Below are 13,685 nucleotides of genomic sequence, written 5' to 3'. Positions count from 1 at the left end.
GAAAGAAAGCAAGATGATGAAACTCTATTACGCACCCGGAACCTGTGCCCTTGCTCCACATATCGCACTGGAATGGACTGGTACATCTTATGAGGCTGAACGCGTCGAACTGGGATCAGACGACTATCTGAAGATCAACCCGCTTGGCATGGTGCCTGCGCTGAAGGATGGTGATCACAGGATCATGACCCAGGCGGATGCGATCCTGAAATACATTGAGACGAAGTTCCCCAATGCTGATCTTGGTGTTGCGAAAGACCCGATCAGCCAGTTTGAACTGGATGAGGCATTGGCCTTTCTGACAGGGGATTTCCATCCGGCATTCTGGCCCTTCTTTGTGCCGGAACGGTTTACGGCCAGCACTGAAGAAGCCGCACAGAATGATGTGCGCGAGGCCGCCTACGGCCGTATTGACCGGGTCATGAACCACCTTGAGATGCTTTTGGAACGCGGCACGCATGTGGTTGGGGGCAAACGGACGATCGCCGATCCATATGCCTTTGCAATGACCCGTTGGACGGCGCACACGCCAAAGCCCTGGCAGGAATATCCCGCAGTGAAGCGGTTCATGGAGACCATGCTGGAAGACACTGGCGTCCAGAACGCCATGAAAGCGCAAGGACTGAGTTAGCCGTGGCACAGTATGATTACAATGCCCCCCAATACCATGTCGCAACACGCGACAAGGTGAGCACAGAGCTTTTGGAGGGTATCTTTCCCGCAGATCGTGCGGCTTGGGACAATGATCCGCAGTTTCTGGGCTGGCCTGCTCATCTGCAACGCTTGCACGCCTCAATATCCGAGGCCAGCGCCCGGCTGGTCGGGGGGCTGGAGGCCGTTCTGGACGAACCCGAAGGTAGCGTTCAGGAGGTGATGGGGCTGACCGGCATGAACCGTCTGGGCATTGATCTGGTTGCACATGTTTATGGGCATCACGGGTTTGAGGATGCCAATGTCCTGCCAGGTTTCCTTGGGCGGTTTCCGCAATTGTCGCGAGCGATTGATCTTCTGGAAAACGATCACATATTCCTAGACCAGGCGCTGGATCAGTCGGAATTGGTCTTTGCCAAACTTAGTGGAGAGGGCACATCAAAAGCCACGGTCGGAAAGGCGCTTGAGCAGGCCAAGGTACTGAACAAAATACTGAACCGGCACACCTATGACGAAGAGGATATCTTGATCCCGGCGGTTCTGCGTGCCTATGCCTGAGAAGCCCGAAGATATCCCCCGGCTGTTTGCCGAAGCCTGGAATGCCCGCGACGCGCATGCTCTTGCGTCCCTATTTGTAGAAGACGCGGATTTCGTGAATGTCGTGGGCCTCTGGTGGGACAACCGCGATGACATCGAACGCGCGCATCGCTATGGGCTGAAGACGTTTTTCCGCAAGACCGAGATTGCGGCGCGGCGTGTCAAGGTGCGGCTGGTCAGTGACGATTTGGCTATCATCCATACGCGTTGGAAACTGGAAGGACAGCTTGATAAACAGGGGCGACGTCTTGATGCCCGTTTTGCCATCATGGTGTTTGTCGCGCAGCGAAAGCACTGCGGTTGGGCCGTTCTGGCCGCACAAAATACCGACATCGTACCAGGTGCAGAAACCAATGTCGTCAGTGACGGCGAGATGAGAGCCGTAGACTATCTAAAGTAGGGCGAATATTGACAGTCTTTGCTCAAGAGTTATCGAATGATGGTCAACAAGAGCATCGCAGACAGTGGCCAGTCCATAACCCGAAGTCCGCCGTACCGCCAATTTCGAACAGAACTAAGTGGTTTGGCGCCACGGAGTGGCTATTCAATGGCCGCTCTAGCGGTACATGTTGCTTCACGGCAAGAACCATGCCGAGCCCGCGAGTGTTTTCTGCGTCAGCAAAGGGCGGGTTTGTCCGCACCTTACCTGTTTGCTGAGGGCTTGATTTTGCAGTCGCAGCGAATGGCTGGTTCGACGGGCCGCACCGCGGCATCCTGACCGGCTGGCGAAGGTCTCCAAAGGGCCGATTGCTGCGCTCTGTGAGCGAGAGTGAGTATCCAGCTATCAACAGCATGCGACGCAATGCTTATGGCGTTAAAAATCGAGCCGGCTTCCACTAGCCGAAATTACGCATCCCAAATAGATTGGACAACGATCGACGAGGTCTGCGCTCTGATGGAACCTGCTCCACATTTGGAGTTTCGGGTGATGTTTGCGCTCGTACTGACTGTTCAAAACAGGCTTTTACTTCGGCCGCCAAGTTTGATTTGTGGAGGAACGCAAGGTCAATTATCTCGTTTCTCAAGCGAACAAGTTTGCTCGCTCGCCGCATCACGCTTTCCATCGGACCACGTCCAATTTCTTCAGCGGTTAGCACCCATTCTTCAGCAATCGCTTGAGCGAGGTGTCGATTGGTGGACAACGAAGCTCGTTCGAAAATCTGAACCATTGCATCTTCGCTTAAACTCTTCAGAAGGTGCCAGCGTTCGGGGTTTTCGGGTCCACGGTCGAGAACGCGACCGCGCATCCAAAGCCGTTGAAAAGTATTTCGAACACCCCCTGCAAAACGATGAGATGCGGGTTTCGGAAAACGCCATGCAACAACGTCTGGGGCCAGCACGGTGGTCATGTATGCCCAGACGTCGTCTCTTAGGGCTTCGCCTGATTGGAGCTCGGGACACTGTGCCAACGCGATTGCTGCTTTTCTGTCGAAGTCAGCCCGTTGTTCAATTGAAGATTGGTTCGGAAACCCACAGTTTTCCGCAACCTCCCTTATGACCTGGGATATCCGGACTGCTGCGTCCGGATCCTTCGCACCGCCGCTTGGCGAAAATGAAACCAGCGCAGAGTTTTCATCAAGCAGATTCAAGGCGCGCCTTGTTTCCCGGCTATGCGCTCCGGCTTCTTCGAGAAGAACGTCTACGCCCGCACTCTTAAGCCGGGGAAGCAAAGATACTCGTGTCATGCCACCTCTCCTACGTCAGAAGCGGACAGCAGCGCCGCCCTGAATTTTCCGGGTAGATGTTCGTTCATCGATCTTATCGTAGAAACAGGATGCCCCGGAAAAGCCAAATCCATCCAGGTGCGGACCTGTTGCCCGACACTGCCGTCGGCACAATCAGCGAGAAGATCTTCGGCCTCTTCCAATGCCACAACAGAAGCAACCATCTGGGACATAACATCGGATAGCATAGCCTGCAGCGTTAGAGCATCGCCTTCGACAAATCTGTCTGCGATATCCTCGATGTCGGAGTTCACGTACAAACGAACTGCGCCGCCAAAGTCCGCATCGAGCACTCCGGGCTTCCAGTCTACATACCAAGGTGAATGAACGTGTGGAGCGCCGGGAAAACAGGATGTGAAGCTCACTAGTTCAATTGGAAAACGGGAGTCTCCTCCGTCTTCAATCAGGACGTCCTTAGCTATCGACCAAAGCCGAGATCCGGGTACGACCGGTGATAACGCATGCAACCCTTCTGCTTCGCTCTGCAGGAGGAGGCTGACTTCAACCTTTAGCCGACCTGAAAGCTTCGTCGAGTCCAGCCTTGTAGAAAGTGTGGCCGACGAATTTGATGCACGGATCATTTCTGTCGCGCAGATTTGAGAATGGCGCGGCATAGAACCCGAGCCGGTGCCAGTTCGAAAAACGGCCGCGAGGACCAATTTGTCCGGATCAAGTTGAAGACTCAGAGCGGCTTCGGCAACATCGACTTCTAGGGTCGCGGAAACCTCGATATCTCTTTCGTAGTCCCAGGCCGAAAGAGTATCCTTTGCAGGACTCAATGGTTGCCCGGGGTCGCCGATCATCCATCCTCCAAATGTTACAACTTCCGAAGGCAGCGTGAGAAATGGAAATGCTGTCCGACGTTTCATGATCCAGCACCCCCCTGTAATCGAAGCCTCAAACCTACAGCAGCGGCTGCGGGCATTTGAACTGCGATCCGTAAGCGACCGCCTCTTTGTCCAACTTCAAGCCGGTCCCCAATCGAGACCAAACCTTCTCCTTCCAGTTCAACGGAAGCTGCCGTTACTGCAAATTCTGGCGGCAAGTCTTCAGCACCGGTTACACCGCCGTCAGCCACAAGGTGCGGTTCTGCCACGACTGATAGAGAAGGATCTGAACCATCGTTTGTCAGGGTTGCCTCAAACTCTGCCCTGGGTTCACCGTTGTCTCCTAGCGACAATCGGACAAACTCGGGCTGAGATATTGCGGTCGGTCTTCGTTTTGAGGTTCCTTTTCTTTCACCGGTCTTACGTCCAGGCCCCTGAGTTGAGACTGCATCAAGCAAACGGCCGAGCATTGTTGCTGTTCCGGCAAGAGATGGGCCTCTTTCTCCTCCCGATCCCGTTTCTCCCCGGGGGGTCACAAATGTTCGTGCGATCTCATTCAGTTTGTTCAGGGCGACATTTACATAGGTTTTGGCATAGCCTTTTGGCAGGTTCTGAGGCGCCCAGTCGTCGTGAGCGGGCGGCTCGGCACTAGCAAATGCCTGTTCAACATCGTCCGCGTCGGAACAGATGAACACCCCAGCCCATTCAAATCGCCGATCTGGAAATGCTTCGCCCTCGATGTAACGCACGACCAGTTCAACCGGTCGCATAAGTGCTATGTGACTGCTGTATTCCGGTATAAGGCTGCCTTCCGCTGACGTGTTTCCAGATCTTTCCGCCCGCATGCCCTTTCTGATCGAGAGATGCCCTAGGTGCTTTGACGGGCGCTGACTTCGAATACCCATTAGATGCTCAGACTTCGTTCGATGGTCGCTCATTGCCTCGGCGTATAGATCGAGAGGCGGAAAATCCTCTGGCCGCGGAACGGGTACTCTCTGACCCTCGATTTCGATTCCAACGCGCAGTCTTCTGTTCTCCGGCGTAGACTCTGTCATTCTTGGCCAGAAATTCCAGAGGACCGTCTCGACAAGCTCCTTCTGCACTACCGACAAATCGTCGCTCGACAGAAACGGATCGAGAACCATGACCGTCGTACCAGTATTCCCGCGTTCGCGATATGGCATGCCCAGTTCTTCAGCCAATTGTACGGCTGCAGCTTCCTGCGCGGGTTCAACCCCCTCGTCTTCGTCCGGAATGCCCCACCAGTGGCGTCCCGTGAAGCGTCGCCTGTCACCGGTTCCTGCATGTGCGTCAAATGCACTGCCAAGATGGCAACCCATGAGCCTGCGAACTGGCTGCCCGGCAGAAGTTGTTTCCGAATCCACAAGTATAGTTGACACCTCGCTCATCGAGTAGAGCGAGGTTTTCCCATAGCCGTATGTTCCTCCACCATGGTGTGTGTCCCGTGCTGCTCCGACGTTTCTCATAAAATTCACAAAGTCCGGATCTTCAAAATCGTCCGAAGGGGCGTCGGCTCGGGTAGGACCGGCGAGGCCAGTTGTGTTGAAATCCGCAATCTCAAAAACACGCAGCCTCTTTCCCGAGAGCAGACCTGAAATTAGCACGCTAGACTGGTCATTGGCTGGCAGAGAGCCAAAGATTTTCTCTCGTAGTACGTGATGCTGGCTTTCAGTTAGTGTGCGAAGCCTGAGCCGGATATCCGGTCCCCGGCCGTTTTTCGCGGCATCCATACTGTTCTGAATGGCTTCACGGAGCACTGTTTGGAGTACTCCGAGAGCAGGGCGACCAAGCAGCTTGCGGAAACCTTCCGCAGAGATGTTCCCCGTGCGCGCGAAAGGTTCGCTGAAGATACTGAGTGATGTCATTGGAACATTTCCTCAATGAATCCATTAACGTAGCCGTCGTCAGCTCGGAAATCTCCGGCAGCTGACAAATCCAGCTCATAGGTGAGCCTTGAGATCGCCTGCGGAACCCGATCGCCGGGAAAGTCCTTCGACGTAATTCTCGGGAAATCGCTCCCTACCGCAAAGGCGTCGAACCCCTGAACCTCAAACCTGTACCTGTTCCAAGCAGAGTCTTTCGGATCAGCGCAGCCAATCTCGGCCAGACCAGTTCGTAGAATCATGGGATCGACACCGCGATGCACTAGCTCGTCAAACAGCGCTTCAACGCTCAGCCTGCCCTGATCGGCGATCTCCATTCTGATGTGAAACAAGGCCAGTTTCCCGTGCAAGGGTTCGAGCAACTGATCTGCACCGTGAACCGATATCTTCGTTGCGTCGGATCTGGTGGACGTTTTTACTTCGATTGCGTGATTTGCGCGCCGGAAATCGTGTCGCTGATCATAGGGGCCTTTCCAAGCGGCAGCCGCTTCCGGACTGTGTTCAACTAGCATTCTGAGAGCGTAGAGTTCACCCAGAAGACCAGCGGTCTTTGAACGAGAAACACTGTCGGTGGCGTTGGCCAGTAGTAGCTCACGAAAATCACCAATGGTGCCTGATACTGCAGTCACCGGTCCTTCGCCTTCGGACAACCTTTTGAGTATCTCTTTGCAGAGTTCCGCAAAAACAGCATTCAGCCGAATGTCGATGCATAGGACGTCTATGAAAAGCTGCTGCCCTGTGTCGGCATTGTAGTTCGCTACCATAACCGCAAGTTTCGGCCCGTCCTGCAGCGACTGTCCGGATGTTCCCTTAGCGCAGGGTACAAGTAACCTTGGCTCTCCAAGCGGGCCCAGTGCAAATCTTGCAGAACCGTATCCTGTTTCCACTTTAGCTGACCGGCTGACGACATCAACAACACCATCGCCTTTCCTCGACTGCTCCAGCTGGTTCCAGACGTCCACCGGATTACTGTTCATTGATGATCTCCACCGGCTCGAGCTCCTCAACTACTTCTTCTTCGTCAAGCTGCTCAGGCGTTGGAGCATCGATCATGACTTGGAAATAGTCCCCGGAGCGATCGGTCTCTCCCGGAAACACCACGCCGATACCAAGCAGGTCGCCTACGGCACCAAGTGCGTTTCTTTTCCCGGACTTTGGGCTGGACTCGGCTTGGATTGGGTACAGGAGAAGCAAGGGCACAGATGGCCTCATGCGCTTCACATCGTCCCAATTCAAACCCTTCACCGAACTTGGTGGATTGTCCACATCAATCAGCAAGTCGCGTAGAGACATAAGCGCTTTGATATCCGCATGGCCTTCCGACGTAAGCTCTTTTAACCTCGACCGGATGCTCAGACCAACTTTGCCCAAACCTCCGAGTAATTTTTGGGAAGTGTAACCATCTTCAGGAACAACCACTCCAACGTTCCATTCGGGCATTCTTGATTGCGAGCTGTCGAAGAAACCGAGCAAGTGTTCGCGTTTAAGGTCCATGTGAGCATCCGAAATATCGTAACTCGACAGAAACTTTCTTACTTCCTTCGAGGGGACATTTCGAAAGAGAACATGGCCAGCTGTCTCAGCCTCTGATTTTTTGCTCGCAATGCTATCAAGGAGCTTTGAGGCCGCTCTCCAGTTCCCTGCTACTAAGTCATCGTTCAAGTGGTTGAATCTGTTAGTCTGAACATGACGGCCTTCATAGCTGATGCTAGTTCTGTAAGCATGTTTCATCTTTGAAGCTGAAGTGATGGCCATGCCAGGTACAGACCTGACTTTCACGGCAAATTCGAGAGGCGTTGTCTTTCTCGCCCGATAGACAGAAATATCGCCCCGGATTTCCTCTTCGATATGTGCGAGGGCCCGGAAGCTGGAGGCAAGATCGTGAGTGGTCCAGAGACGTGGAAGGTCGTCATATCCAAAACGGTAGCCGAACCACCTGCCCATTTGCAGGAGCGTGTCATACTGTTTAGCCGTACGCAGGAAAAAGGAAACGCACAAACCTTCAAGGGTGAGGCCCCGGGCAAGCACCGCGCCACCAACTACAATATAAGTTTTAGGTTCAGCCGTGTAGTCGAGACGTTCATCGCTCTCTCCGTTTTCAATTGCGACCTCGAGATCGTCAAGAACTTCCCGAAGTTCCGGAAGCAATTCGCTCAAAGTGTCCGGGCGATGGTAATTCCGTCCATTGTCCGGAACCTTTTCGAACTCTTTATGCATCACGGCTTCGAGGCGTTCAGAAGCAGGGCCGACACCTGAAGTCAGATCGGTTTCATTTGCAGAAATCCAGTTGCGGATGCTCTCAGCCATTCGGGTATGCTGGATAATGTTTGGCGAGGTGTGGACGAGCATTGTCATATGCGACTTGCTCTTGCCGCGCATTCGGCGGACCGCACAGGTCGCAAGGTACCAGAGCAGCGCATCTTCAAGGTCTTCTGTCACCTCAGGGTGGAAAATTTCTTTGTCAGCAGCTCTCGCAGGACGGAGGCGGTCTAGTTCTTCATCTGGAATTATCCGGATCATGTCCTGTCCGGCTTCTGCGTCCGTTTCGTTCTCCGCATCCAGCGGGTCAGTTCCAAACACTTCTTTTGTTCCGAAGTAACCTTCCGGGCGCGGCAACGCAGTAATGAAATCTTCTGGGTAAAGGTCGTCCAGTTCTTCCCGATTGTGGGGAAACGGATCGATGAAGACATTGGCAAAAGGCGTGGCCGTGTACCCGACATAGGATACAGCAGGAAGAGAGCGGATGATCTTTCGGATAGCCTCGTTGATCTTGGTCATATCATAATCGTCGCGTGCCGAATTGACCGATGCCTGATCGCACTCGTCATCTATCAGCAGGACCTTGAGCTTTCGCAATACCTGGGGGGGCGTTCGTTCAATAGTTCTGTGGAAACTATTCAGACGTGAAGTGATCTTTTTCATAACGGCGATCTGCGCACGGCCGGAAACTGGCATCGTGAACGACTTGTTCGCAGGCATGATGAAATCGCCATCGTCCTCGGCGGTCGTATAAAGCTGCCATAGATGGCGATGTCGTTCCACGATGTCGGTTTCGAGACGTCGCTGAGTCTGTGCGCGGAGCTTGTTTGTCATCCCGCCTAAAAGAACTATCAGATTGTATCCGGCATCAACTGCCTTCGCGATCACACCTGTCATGTTCGCAGTTTTGCCCGACTGAACGTAGCCAACTACAAGGCCACGGCAGCAGAATTGTTCCTGCGCCGGGTTTGCAAGTAGCGACACGACTTCACTGGACGCGTCATCAATCGATTCAATTGCGTCTTTCGCCCAGCCCTTTTCATTCAGGAGGTAGCCATTCAAAGCGGGCCAGTGACGATCGCCGGGACCGGGTCCCTTGTACCAGTCCTCCCTCTCCTTGATCAGCGAAGAACGGCGAAGGATTTCCACGTCCTCAATGGCAGCTTTGACGATCTGCAACGCGGCATCTATGTCTGCTCTAATTGCAGGTTGAAGAGGGCCAGCGATCCGTTCAAAATCCTCCCTAAGAACTTCAGCGCATCGCTCCGGGCTGCTGTAGTTCGGCAGCTTTTCACGAATATTGCGGACAAATTGTTCAATCTGCGGACTCAATGAAATACCTCCTTAAAACCTGTGGCTCTCTCCTTGCTTCTAGCTGGGCATTCGCCAGGCAAAAGGCTTTGTGGTCGAGGCCATTTTTTTTCGATTTTCTGCCAAATTGTAACGCTGGCGTTACTGCTCGTTACTGAACGTGATCACCGCCTTTGAGCTTTGTCAACCTTAGGTGGCATGCACTCGAAGCCCCGAGTTTCTCGATTGTAGAAAGCCTCGTCGATTACTTCTTTGATTTCCGTCAAAGGGTGGTCCGCAGCCTCTGGGATTTCGTCTCGCAAACCGGGTCGGACCCCTCGTTCCTGCCAGCAGTAGTTTCGACTTCGACAATGGTTTATGCTGTTTCTCACAGAACCCGCCTGGACCCAGCAGGACGCTCAATGCGATTCCAAAACGCGGAATCACATAAATAAATCAAACACTTGAAATGATATGAGAATTCCATTGGGGGTATTTTAAGGGGTATTGAAGGCAATTAGATATGACTTACGTGTTTAATTTTAGATGCTTACCGCATTTTTCCGATTCCGCCCCCGGCACCATTCCCAACAGGTAAGATACTGTTTTCTTTCAGCTTTAACCAGAGCTGACCAAGGGCGTAGTACATTCTGGAGAGCAAAACCGTTCCCTTCTCATTTGTGAAAGCAGGGGGCTTGTACTTCACACAGCGGGTACCGAAAGACCTCGATCACCATTATACCACCGGATAAATATCGTTCTCGCTGCGGACAAGATCAGCGGCGTCCGCAAAGTCCTGAGCGCAAAGAACTTCTCAGCAATTGGATGATCACTGGTATCATCTATGTATCCAATACGTAGACCTACCGGGTAAGCATCTTCTGAGGATGACTGCCCTCTCTGGATGAGACGAGACTAGGTCCCGTCAGATTCACTAAACTTTCGACTCTATGATGTTTTGTATTCCAGACTTAGGGGATGCTTACCCTATGGGCCAGCGATGACCGCAGCGCCCAGTTCTCAGCGGTCAATATTTTCAGGAGTGACTTGCGACGAAATCCAGACCGATATCAAGGCAGGGTGCGCTGTGGGTGATCCAGCCCATTGAAATCAGATCGACCCCGGTTTCGGCCACCGTGCGCACGCTGTCCGGTGTTATCCCGCCGGAGGCTTCGGCGATGGCTCTCCCACCAATCATACCCACTGCCTCGCGCAATGTGGCCGGGGTCATGTTGTCGAGCAGCACGGCATCGGCACCGATCTCCAAAACCTGTTCCAACTGCGCAAGCGTATCGACCTCGATCTCGATCTTGACCATATGGCCGACCGTTTGTTTCGCACTGGTCAGGGCCGGGACGACGCCGCCGGCAATGGCGATGTGGTTGTCTTTGATGAGCACCGCGTCGCCTAGGGAATAGCGGTGATTCATGCCTCCGCCAGCGCGCACGGCATATTTTTCCAACGCTCTCATCCCCGGTGTTGTCTTGCGGGTGCAGGCGATCGAGGCATGCGTGCCTTCGACACGGCGCACCAGATCAGCGGTCGCGCTGGCAATGCCCGAGAGATGGCCCATGAAATTGAGCGCGGTCCGCTCAGCGATCAACAGGCTGCGGGACGGCCCTCGGAATGTAGCGATCGGCGTGCCGCTCGAAACCGAGTCTCCGTCGTTCACATGGCGAGTCATAGTAATGGCGGGATCAACCAAGGCGCAGGCCAGTTCGGCACAGTCCAGACCGGCGATGCAACCGGGTTGACGGGCGCAGGCCACAACCTCGGATCGGTGATCTGATGGAATGACGGCGGCAGAGGTGACATCGCCCGCCAGACCAAGATCTTCATCCAGAGCGCGGCGGATCATCGGCTCGAGCATCGTGCGCGGCAACGGGGAAAGGGGCATGGCGGTCATGGGTCAGGCTGTCCTCAGCTTGGGTTCTTGGTCGACCGAACCCGCATGCGACAGGATTTCGGTCAGTCTCATCAGGTTTGATCGCGGATCAGTCTTTGGTTCAGGGAAGTCGCTACGATAGTGCCCGCCGCAGGAGCCCCGGCGCTTTTCGGCGAAAACCGCGATTGCTAGCGCCGCGAGGGCCGGGTCCGAGGCAGGCCCGCATGACCGAACATGAGACAACAGGTTCGAGATCGCGTGCCGTAGTCCGGCTCCGTGCCGGATCACACCCAGATGCTGCGACATCATCGGCCGGACAGCGCAAGGATCGGGCTCAGGCAACGCAGCGAGGTTGGGGACAAAGGCCCGGGCACGCATCGTGCTGGCGGCAACATTGCCGGCGGCGCGGCGCGCCATCACAACAGCCTCGAGCAGAGAATTGCTGGCAAGGCGATTGGCCCCGTGCAAACCGGTCGCCGCACATTCACCGATCGCCCAAAACCCGGGCAACGTACTCTGGCCGGTCTGGTCAACGGCAATGCCACCCATGTGGTAGTGCGCAGCCGGGCGTATTGGAATCGGATCGCGCGCAGGGTCGATGCCTTGGGCTGCGCACAGGGCGTGAATACCGGGGAAACGTTTGGCAAAGCCCGCACCCAGCGCGGCGCGGGCATCAAGAAACGCGCGCCCTCCGCCTGCGATGACGTGATGCACGGCGCGGGCCACCACATCGCGCGGGGCCAGTTCGGCATCCGCGATATGTGCCATGAAGCGCTTGCCATTCTGGTCGATCAGAGTTGCCCCCTCGCCCCTCACCGCCTCGCTGATCAGGGCCAAGGGTGCTTGGGAGGTGACCAGCGCGGTCGGGTGAAATTGCACGAATTCCATATCGCGCAGCGCTGCGCCTGCACGTGCGGCCATCACCAGCCCTTGCCCGAAATTGCCGGATGGGTTGGTGCTGGCGTAGAACAGACCACCGCACCCACCTGTCGCCATGATGACCCGAGCTGTCCGCAATAGGGTCGCTTGACCCATCGCTTGCAGATGAACACCGGCGACGCACCCCTCAGCGGTCAGAAACCGCCGGACCTCAACCCCCGTCAGGCAGGTGATCGAAGGGCAATTCTGCACCGCGCGGGTCAGAGCGGACATGATCTCGGCCCCAGTCCGGTCACCGCCTACGTGCAGAATGCGTCGACGGGAATGCGCGGCCTCGCGCGCCAGGGCCAATGTGCCATCCTGCGCCCTGTCGAAGTGAATGCCGTATCGCTCAAGCACCGCGATCGCCTCCGAGGCCTCTGACAGGATGCCCGAGGCGACAGTTGCATCACACAGCCCATCTCCGGCCCGCAGCGTATCAGCCAGATGCCGGGCAGGATCGTCATCAGCACCCAGCGCCGCGGCAATCCCCCCTTGCGCCCAGGCGCTTGAGCATTCCTGCCCAAGCCCGGCGCGGGTGATCAGCACCACAGGCTGCGGCGCCAGTTCCAGTGCGGCCACCAGCCCTGCGATACCGCCACCGATGACGGCGATCCGGTCGTGGAGCCCCTCAAGCCGGATCATTTCACGGCCAGCATCCGCTCGACCGAACGGCGCGCATCGTCGGCGATGGCCGGATCGACGGTGACTTCGTGGCGACCCAATTCCAGCGCTTCGCGGATATTTCCCAAACTGATGCGCTTCATATGCGGGCACAGATTGCACGGGCGCACAAACTCCACGTCGGGGTGATTCAACGCCACGTTGTCGCTCATGGAGCATTCGGTCAGCAGGCAAACCCTTGCCGGTTTCTTTTCGCCGACGAAGTCCGACATCACGGCGGTAGAGCCTGAGAAATCCGCCTCGGCCACGACCTCGGGCGGACATTCCGGGTGGGCCAGCACCGTGACACCCGGCCATGCCTCGCGCATCGCCCGAATGTCGTCCGGGGTGAACAGCTCATGCACCTCGCAATGCCCGTGCCAGGCGATCAGTTCGACATCGGTCTCTTTGGCGACATTCTTGGCAAGGTACTCATCCGGTATCATCAAAACGCGCGGTACCCCGAGGGATTCCACCACTTTCACCGCGTTACCCGAGGTGCAGCAGATATCTGAGGCGGCCTTCACCGCGGCCGATGTGTTGACATACGTGATCACCGGCACGCCCGGATGCGCTTCGCGCAACAGCGCGATATCTTCGGGTGTGATGGAATCCGCCAGCGAACATCCTGCCCCCATATCGGGGATCAGCACGGTCTTCTCCGGGTTCAGCAGCTTAGCGGTTTCGGCCATGAAGTGCACACCCGCCAGCACGATGACATCGGCGTCGACCTCAACGGCTTCACGCGCAAGAGCAAGGCTATCGCCTACGATATCGGCCACGCCGTGAAAGATCTCGGGCGTTTGGTAATTGTGCGCTAGGATGACCGCATTCTTCTGCTGCTTCAGGTCGAGAATAGCTTCCAGATCCTCTTCGTACTGCATCCATTCGGCTGGCGGAATGACTTGCTTAACCCGATCGTACAACTCTGGCAGGCGGAAATCTTTCATTGGCTCCTCCATTTATA

11 protein-coding genes are annotated in these 13,685 nt (G+C 55.5%); 3 read left to right on the top strand and 8 right to left on the bottom strand.

The features are described 5' to 3' along the window. Positions 1-13: 13 nt before the first annotated feature. The 3 genes from ACR0I8_RS04515 to ACR0I8_RS04505 are packed head-to-tail and all read left to right on the top strand — an operon-like array spanning position 14 to position 1,648. On the top strand, positions 14-631 hold the full coding sequence (locus ACR0I8_RS04515) for a glutathione S-transferase family protein (protein ID WP_480702783.1): 618 nt from the start codon (positions 14-16) through the stop codon (positions 629-631). A gap of 2 nt (positions 632-633) precedes the next feature. Beyond that, positions 634-1,209 carry a hemerythrin domain-containing protein gene (locus tag ACR0I8_RS04510; RefSeq protein WP_170689473.1) on the top strand — a complete coding sequence of 192 codons (576 nt, stop codon included), beginning with the start codon at positions 634-636 and terminating at the stop codon, positions 1,207-1,209. Continuing rightward, positions 1,202-1,648: an SgcJ/EcaC family oxidoreductase gene (locus tag ACR0I8_RS04505; RefSeq protein WP_170689474.1), complete on the top strand. Its 447-nt coding sequence runs from the start codon at positions 1,202-1,204 to the stop codon at positions 1,646-1,648. Before ACR0I8_RS04510 ends, ACR0I8_RS04505 begins: the two co-directional genes overlap by 8 nt. 436 nt (positions 1,649-2,084) lie before the next feature. On the opposite strand, the gene ACR0I8_RS04500 is transcribed toward ACR0I8_RS04505, so the two are convergent. The 8 genes from ACR0I8_RS04500 to nadA form a co-directional block, all read right to left on the bottom strand. Next, complete coding sequence (locus tag ACR0I8_RS04500) at positions 2,085-2,933, bottom strand: DUF6339 family protein (protein WP_170689475.1); 849 nt, start codon at positions 2,931-2,933, stop codon at positions 2,085-2,087. Then, on the bottom strand, positions 2,930-3,775 hold the full coding sequence (locus tag ACR0I8_RS04495) for a hypothetical protein (RefSeq protein WP_170689476.1): 846 nt from the start codon (positions 3,773-3,775) through the stop codon (positions 2,930-2,932). Before ACR0I8_RS04495 ends, ACR0I8_RS04500 begins: the two co-directional genes overlap by 4 nt. Positions 3,776-3,837: 62 nt before the next feature. Then, positions 3,838-5,685: a hypothetical protein gene (locus ACR0I8_RS04490; RefSeq protein ID WP_170689477.1), complete on the bottom strand. Its 1,848-nt coding sequence runs from the start codon at positions 5,683-5,685 to the stop codon at positions 3,838-3,840. After that, positions 5,682-6,680, bottom strand: a complete 999-nt coding sequence (locus ACR0I8_RS04485) for a PD-(D/E)XK motif protein (protein WP_170689478.1) — start codon at positions 6,678-6,680, stop codon at positions 5,682-5,684. Before ACR0I8_RS04485 ends, ACR0I8_RS04490 begins: the two co-directional genes overlap by 4 nt. Then, positions 6,670-9,294 carry a Z1 domain-containing protein gene (locus ACR0I8_RS04480; protein WP_170689479.1) on the bottom strand — a complete coding sequence of 875 codons (2,625 nt, stop codon included), beginning with the start codon at positions 9,292-9,294 and terminating at the stop codon, positions 6,670-6,672. The genes ACR0I8_RS04485 and ACR0I8_RS04480 overlap by 11 nt, the downstream gene beginning before the upstream one ends. A gap of 994 nt (positions 9,295-10,288) precedes the next feature. Continuing rightward, a complete protein-coding gene (gene nadC, locus ACR0I8_RS04475) occupies positions 10,289-11,158 on the bottom strand; it encodes a carboxylating nicotinate-nucleotide diphosphorylase (RefSeq protein ID WP_480702781.1) in 870 nt (289 codons plus the stop codon). A 3-nt stretch (positions 11,159-11,161) separates the two neighbouring features. Then, positions 11,162-12,700, bottom strand: a complete 1,539-nt coding sequence (locus ACR0I8_RS04470) for an L-aspartate oxidase (RefSeq protein ID WP_170689480.1) — start codon at positions 12,698-12,700, stop codon at positions 11,162-11,164. Continuing rightward, complete coding sequence (gene nadA / locus ACR0I8_RS04465) at positions 12,697-13,668, bottom strand: quinolinate synthase NadA (protein WP_170689481.1); 972 nt, start codon at positions 13,666-13,668, stop codon at positions 12,697-12,699. Before nadA ends, ACR0I8_RS04470 begins: the two co-directional genes overlap by 4 nt. Between the last annotated feature and the right edge of the window lie 17 nt (positions 13,669-13,685).

The sequence above is a fragment of the Ruegeria sp. BG9 genome, assembly GCF_056538305.1.
Note: the sequence above shows the minus strand (reverse complement) of the source record. Positions and strands in the feature narration are given on the sequence as shown.

What these genes read in the sequence shown, in the direction of transcription:
- ACR0I8_RS04515 (WP_480702783.1), top strand. Translation starts at nt 14, where the DNA reads ATGATGAAACTCTATTACGCACCCGGAACCTGTGCCCTTGCTCCACAT.
- ACR0I8_RS04505 (WP_170689474.1), top strand. Translation starts at nt 1,202, where the DNA reads ATGCCTGAGAAGCCCGAAGATATCCCCCGGCTGTTTGCCGAAGCCTGG.
- ACR0I8_RS04500 (WP_170689475.1), bottom strand. Translation starts at nt 2,933, where the DNA reads ATGACACGAGTATCTTTGCTTCCCCGGCTTAAGAGTGCGGGCGTAGAC.
- ACR0I8_RS04495 (WP_170689476.1), bottom strand. Translation starts at nt 3,775, where the DNA reads ATGATCGGCGACCCCGGGCAACCATTGAGTCCTGCAAAGGATACTCTT.
- ACR0I8_RS04490 (WP_170689477.1), bottom strand. Translation starts at nt 5,685, where the DNA reads ATGACATCACTCAGTATCTTCAGCGAACCTTTCGCGCGCACGGGGAAC.
- ACR0I8_RS04485 (WP_170689478.1), bottom strand. Translation starts at nt 6,680, where the DNA reads ATGAACAGTAATCCGGTGGACGTCTGGAACCAGCTGGAGCAGTCGAGG.
- nadC (WP_480702781.1), bottom strand. Translation starts at nt 11,158, where the DNA reads ATGACCGCCATGCCCCTTTCCCCGTTGCCGCGCACGATGCTCGAGCCG.
- ACR0I8_RS04470 (WP_170689480.1), bottom strand. Translation starts at nt 12,700, where the DNA reads ATGATCCGGCTTGAGGGGCTCCACGACCGGATCGCCGTCATCGGTGGC.
- nadA (WP_170689481.1), bottom strand. Translation starts at nt 13,668, where the DNA reads ATGAAAGATTTCCGCCTGCCAGAGTTGTACGATCGGGTTAAGCAAGTC.